Origin of the sequence: Protofrankia sp. Cr1, from assembly GCF_963555865.1 — a bacterium.
In the GTDB taxonomy this organism is placed as follows: Bacteria; Actinomycetota; Actinomycetes; order Frankiales; family Frankiaceae; genus Protofrankia.
Window position 1 is genome coordinate 9,097 of the sequence record NZ_CAUVXO010000037.1, and the last position, 5,871, is coordinate 14,967.

General features: G+C 68.9%; 5 protein-coding genes. 3 read left to right on the forward strand and 2 right to left on the reverse strand.

What is annotated here, in order from left to right; genetic code table 11:
• The coding region (locus U9980_RS05845; RefSeq protein WP_322767004.1) for a hypothetical protein at positions 1 to 451 on the forward strand (451 nt) is incomplete at its 5' end.
• Between the two features lie 38 nt (positions 452 to 489).
• Here U9980_RS05845 and U9980_RS05850 read toward each other — a convergent pair.
• Positions 490 to 1,773, reverse strand: coding sequence for a thymidine phosphorylase (locus tag U9980_RS05850; RefSeq protein ID WP_322767005.1), 1,284 nt, complete (start codon positions 1,771 to 1,773; stop codon positions 490 to 492).
• Entirely contained in the window at positions 1,770 to 2,270 is a 501-nt protein-coding gene (locus tag U9980_RS05855; RefSeq protein WP_322767006.1) for a cytidine deaminase, read from the reverse strand. The genes U9980_RS05850 and U9980_RS05855 overlap by 4 nt, the downstream gene beginning before the upstream one ends.
• Before the next feature lie 430 nt (positions 2,271 to 2,700).
• On the opposite strand from U9980_RS05855, the gene U9980_RS05860 reads away from it, so the two are divergent.
• The gene (locus tag U9980_RS05860) at positions 2,701 to 4,557 is read left to right on the forward strand and encodes a hypothetical protein (protein WP_322767007.1); all 1,857 of its coding nucleotides are present in this window, start codon (positions 2,701 to 2,703) and stop codon (positions 4,555 to 4,557) included.
• 307 nt (positions 4,558 to 4,864) lie between these two features.
• Positions 4,865 to 5,871, forward strand: a 1,007-nt coding sequence (locus U9980_RS05865; RefSeq protein WP_322767008.1) for a serine/threonine-protein kinase, incomplete at its 3' end; no start/stop codon positions are given.

The window sequence follows — 5,871 nt, forward strand, 5'->3', positions numbered from 1 at the left end:
CTCGGGCTCGGGCTCGGCGGTGAGCATCCGCGACTTCATCGACTACGTTGCCGAGTACCTTGATCGCACCCGCTCCGGCGAGGCATTTCTGATCATCAGCGACGGGCAGGCGGTGGCCCGTCTGCTCCCGCCCGAGGATCTCGACCCGGTGGTCGCCGGTCGGCCAAGCGGTTGGCGCCACCCCGACCGCCACCTTGCGCCACCACGTTCCCCGCGCGAGGTCACCACGACGGGAAACCTGAGAAAATCCATCCACAGACAGACCCCGGCGGCATACCGTTACGGTGTGAGCGAGCCTGGTGCCGCGCCGTTCTGTGACGACGAATACCCGGAAGCCGAGCAGGAAGCCGACCGGCAGGCGATCGACGCTGCCTGGGCCGAGCCCGGCGAAAACATTCCCTTCGAGGTCGTCCTTGCCGAGTTCGGTGACACCGACCTGCTCGCGTCCTGAATTACCCCGCTCACCGTCACCGCTGACCACCCTCGGTCCTACAGGTGGATGCGGTCACGGATCAGCGGTTCGACGACCGGGGGTGTGTCGCCGATCTCGACGGCATTCGTGAGCGCTTCCAGTGCGGCCGGCAGTCGGGCGGGATCGTGGGTGTGGAGCTCCAGCAGCGGTGACCTGGCGCTGACCCTGTCCCCCACAGCCGCCAACCACCGGACACCGGCGGTCGCCGACACCGGGTCCTCCTTGCGGGAACGGCCCGCCCCGAGCCGCCAGGCGGCAACCCCGACGGCCCTCGCCTCCAAGGTGCGCAGGAAACCGCCGGCGGGCGCGTACACGGTCTCGACATGCTCAGCGCTCGGCAGAGCGGCATCGGGGTCACCACCCTGCGCGGTGACCATCCGGCGCCACGTGTCGTACGCCGTCCCCGCCGCGAGGACGTCCGCGGGGTCCGCGCCGCCGTCCAGACCGACCAGCGCCAACATCCGCCGGGCCAACGCCACCGTGACCTCGACCAGGTCGGCCGGTCCGCCGCCACACAGGGTCTCCACGGCCTCGGCAACCTCAAGGGCATGGCCGGCGGTCCGTCCAAGGGGGGTGTCCATGCCCGTGAGCAGCGCCTCGGTCGCCACGCCTTCGGCATTCCCCAGCTCGACCATGGTCTCGGCGAGCAGCCGCGCGTCCGCAGGTGAGGTCAGGAACGCCCCGGAGCCGACCTTGACGTCCAGCAACAGCGCGGACGTCCCCTCAGCGATCTTCTTGCTCATGATGGATGACGCGATCAGCGGAATCGATTCCACTGTCCCAGTCACGTCCCGAAGCGCATACAGCTTGCGGTCGGCGGGCGCGAGCCCGGCGCCGGCAGCGGCCATGAACCCGCCGACATCCCGCAGCACCGCACGCATCCGGTCGGGCGGTAGGGCCGCCTGCCAGCCGGGGATGGCCTCCATCTTGTCCAGGGTCCCGCCGGTGTGGCCCAGCCCACGCCCGGCCAGTTGGGGCACTGCGGCGCCGCATGCCGCGACAAGGGGAACCACGACCAACGAGACCTTGTCACCGACTCCACCGGTGGAGTGTTTGTCCACGGTCGGACGACCCACCCCGGACAGGTCGAGGCGTTCACCGCTGGCAACCATCGCCGCGGTCCAGCGGGTCAGTTCCGCCGGCTCCATGCCCCGCCACACCACGGCCATCAGGAAAGCCGCCATCTGCTCGTCGGCCACAGCTCCGTCGGTGTAGGCGCGGACCAGCCAGTCCACGGCGGCGTCGGACAGCCGACCGCCGTCCCGCTTCGTCCTGATCAGGTCGATGACGTGGAAGGTCATGGACGGCCACCGCCGTTCGCCGGTCCGCCGATCGCGGCGGATTCGGCACGGATCTCGGCGGGATCGGCGGGCGGTGGCAGCGCGGTGGACCCGAACGCCACTGGAAGAAGATCGCCGAGCAGACGCGGACCATCGGCCAGCGCTACCTGAAGATCCGGACCGCCGTGTTCGTGCAGCAGCTGGCGACACCGACCGCAGGGTGCGAGCGGGGTACCGGCAGCGTCCACGCAGGCGAACGCGACGAGCCGTCCGCCGCCGGACGCATACAAGGCGCCGAGCAGGTTGCATTCAGCACAGAGCGTGAGCCCGAAGGAGGCGTTCTCGACGTTGCAGCCAACAACCAGGCGGCCGTCGTCCACCACGGCTGCGGCGCCCACCCGGAGGCGGGAGTACGGAGCGTACGCACGGGCCGCAATTTCCCTCGCCATCCGCCGAAGGTGCTCCCAGTCGACAGCGCCCGCCGCCGGTGTCTCTTCGCCACCACTCGGCCTGCTCACCCGGAGACCTCCCTGTACCCGTCACATGCACCCCGCGCCCGCGATGCGGAGCTCAGCATCCCCCAGACGAGCATTGCGACGCGGCAGTACCAGGAAGCGGCATCAGCCGCCAGCACCAACCGCCAGCACGGCATTGACCGGCAGGGGGACGGACGCTGCCCGGTAGAGGCACCGCGTGTCGGGATGCTGACTCCGTGGGACATGCCACTGCCAGCCGATGTGACGATGATTACGAGTGCCCGGCAAGAGGGGCGTGACGTCGCGGACACCGGTACCGACGGCAAGCAGGTACCGGCACGACCCAGGGACGGGCAGGACTCAGGGACGGGCAGGACAACTGTCGACACCTTCGTCCCGGGCACCGGCTCAGGCCGATGGTTGGACGACGGGCACCGCTGTGATTTCCTGTTGGTAGCCAGTGGAGGACGCAATGGAGCAGCGGTCCGCCGACCTGGCCGCACCCGCACCCACGACCGGGGAGAACGTCGAGCCGTCGACCGTCGGTCAGACCGTGCCTGCCACGCCGACACCAGCCACGCCGACACCAGCCACGCCGACGCAGCTGAGGTGGCTGAGGCGGTTACGGCCGCAAGCGCTGATAGGATCAAGCTACCTGCTGCTGGCCTTTGCGCTCACCATCAGGGTCTGGTCCGAGCCCGCCCGGAACATCATCGCCGGTAATCCGAACGACACCGGCCTGTACTGTTGGTGGCTTGCCCACACCGCGCATGCGGTAACCAGCCTGTCGAACCCGTTCATCACACACCTGGCAAACGCGCCAGAAGGAATAAACGCCCTCTGGAACACATCCGTCCTGGTTCCAGGCCTGATACTGACCCCGCTGACCATCGTCGCCGGCCCGGTGGCATCCTACAACGTGCTGGTCGTCCTGGCATTCTTACTCTCGGCGTCGGGCGCCTACCTCTTTGCGCGCACGCTCGGCGTGCGGACGGCCCCAGCCTATGTCGGCGGCGCTGTGTACGGTTTTTCGCCGGCGCTGGTGGCGGCCGGTACGGGGCATCTGAGCCTGGTTCTCGCACCGGCCATTCCGCTGTTACTCTGCCTGGTCACCGATATCGTCCGGCAGACTGGCCGGCCGCTACGAAAAGGCCTCCTGCTGGGCACGGGCGCCGGTCTCCAGCTGTTGACCGGTGAAGAGGTCCTGTTCATCACCGCGGTGACGGCCACGCTGGGACTTGCCCTGCTGATGGCGAGCCGGCCGGAATACGTCCGCCGTGCCGGCGGGTCTGCCCGCGCACTGCTGATCGCTTTCCTGTCCTGTCTCGCGCTGACCGGCATCCCCCTGGGAATTCAGTTCTTCGGATCTCCACGGAGCCACGGCAGCCCGTTTCTCACCAATTTCTTCAAAAGCGACCTGACGGGATTCTACGTTCCTTCCGCGCGGCAGTTACTGGCCTCGGCGGCACAGACCGAGCGGGCGGCCGCCTATCAGGGCGGCGCACCGGAGTACATGGCCTACCTCGACTGGCCCCTTCTGATCATCTGTGTATCCGCGACCGTGATCGGCTTTCGTGACCTCAGGTTACGCATAGCCGGGCTCACCGGCGCGGCTCTGGCGGTCCTGACCCTGGGCAGCACGCTGCTCGTCAGGGGTATCGAGACGGGCCTGCCACTGCCGTGGCATCTGGTTGCCCGCATTCCTGTCTTCGACGCGGCGCTACCCGACAGGTTTGCTCTCGGCACAGCATTGATGGCGGGACTCGTCCTCGCCATCGTTCTGGATCGGTTACCTTCTCAGCTCGACCTCGGCGGTCCGCTCACGGCAACCGTGGCCGTCGCTGTCGCCGCGGTATGCGTCCTGCCGCTGGTCCCACGGCCATACTCCGTCGAACGATCACCTGATGTTCCGTCGTTCTTCACCACCAACGCCATTGAGATTCTCCCAACGAATTCGAACGTACTGGTGCTGCCGTACCCGAGCGGGGTCCAGACCGCGCCACTTTTCTGGCAGGCAGCAGCCCGCTTCCATTTTTCGATGCCCGGCGGGTATTTCATCGGCCCGGCCGAAGACGGGCAGGCCTATATGGGTGGACGAATGCCGACGGCGACGGCACGATTATTGACCGATGTCGGGAAGGGCATGTCCTCCGAACCCCTGACCCCGGCCCGGATCGCGCAGGCACGGGACGATTTCGCCCGCCTGCGGATACGTGCCGTCATACTCGGCCCAACCCCGCACGCGGCCGAGCTGCGCGACACGGTGACGTTTCTGACGGGGAGCCAACCGACATTCACCGGCGGCGTGTACGTCTGGCTGCCGGCGTGACCCGAAAGCCGGATCGCGAACACCGTGATCACGGCCATCAGACCGGTCGGTCCCGGTACGGCGGGCGGGACACGCGGCCCAGGGCGCTGTCCGGTGCTGTCCCAACGCCCGACAGCGCCCGACAGCGCCCGACGGTTCCGCCGGAGCCGGGCATCCTCCCATCCGGTGGTGTGTGATGAAGTGGACCAACCGTCGGCCACGCGGGCTTGGCGACCACAGGCACCGACACCGTGACCCACCGGGACGGTGGTACCCGCAAAGGTCGGCTACATCCGCGACGATGGGAACGAGGAGGTGAAACGGACGGATGCCGCTCTACCCTGACGCGACGCCCGAGGCTGAACAGCCCGGGGCTGGACGCAATTCACGCCCGCGCCGCCTCATCGGGGGTCGTTACCGGCTCGGTGACGAGCTCGGCCGCGGCGGCTTCGGCGTGGTCTATGCGGCCACCGACGAGCTGCTACAGCGCGAGGTCGCGGTCAAGGAGATCCGCCTTCCGCCGTCGATCTCCGCGGACGAACAGGCGGTCCTGCGCACGCGAGTCCTTCGCGAGGCGCGCTCAGCCGGCCGGCTACACCATCCGGGCCTCGTGTCGGTCTTCGACGTGCTCGATTCCGACGACCGCCCGTGGATCGTCATGGAACTGGTGGACGGTCCGTCGCTGGCGGACATCATCCGCAGCTCCGGGCCGCTGCCCCGCGAGCGGGTCGCCCGGATCGGCATCAGCCTCGGCTACGCCCTGGAAGCCGCGCACCGCAGCGGCATCGTGCACCGTGACGTGAAGCCCGCCAACGTACTGATCAGTGCCGACGGACGCGCGCGGCTGACCGACTTCGGCATCGCGCTGTCGGCCGGGGATCCGACGCTGACCCGGACCGGTGTTCTTCTCGGCTCGCCGTCCTACATCGCCCCGGAGCGGGCGCGCGGCGGAGCGGGCGGTCCAGGTAGCGATATCTGGGCACTCGGCGCGACCCTGTTCACCGCGGTGGAAGGAGGGCCGCCGTACGAGTCCGACAGCGCCATTGCAACGCTCACCGCGATCGTCGACGGACGGCGCCAGCCGTTCCGGCTCGCCGGCGCCCTCGCACCGATCATCGATGACCTCATGGCGGCGATGCCGTCGGCCCGCCCAGCCCTGCCGCGGGCGAGACAGCGGCTGCGGGAGGTCGCTGAGCGCGAGGCCGTACGGCGTCCGGCCGGCATCGACGCCCTCGACCCGGACCGGGAGGATGCCGGGCAGGCGGCCGCTCATCCCAGCGCGGCGTCGGCCACGGCACCGACCGCCGCACCAGCCGCCGCACGAGCCGCCGCACC

Coding starts and splice junctions, on each gene's coding strand:
- U9980_RS05850 (WP_322767005.1), bottom strand. CDS start 1,773: ATGACCTTCCACGTCATCGACCTGATCAGGACGAAGCGGGACGGCGGT.
- U9980_RS05860 (WP_322767007.1), top strand. CDS start 2,701: ATGGAGCAGCGGTCCGCCGACCTGGCCGCACCCGCACCCACGACCGGG.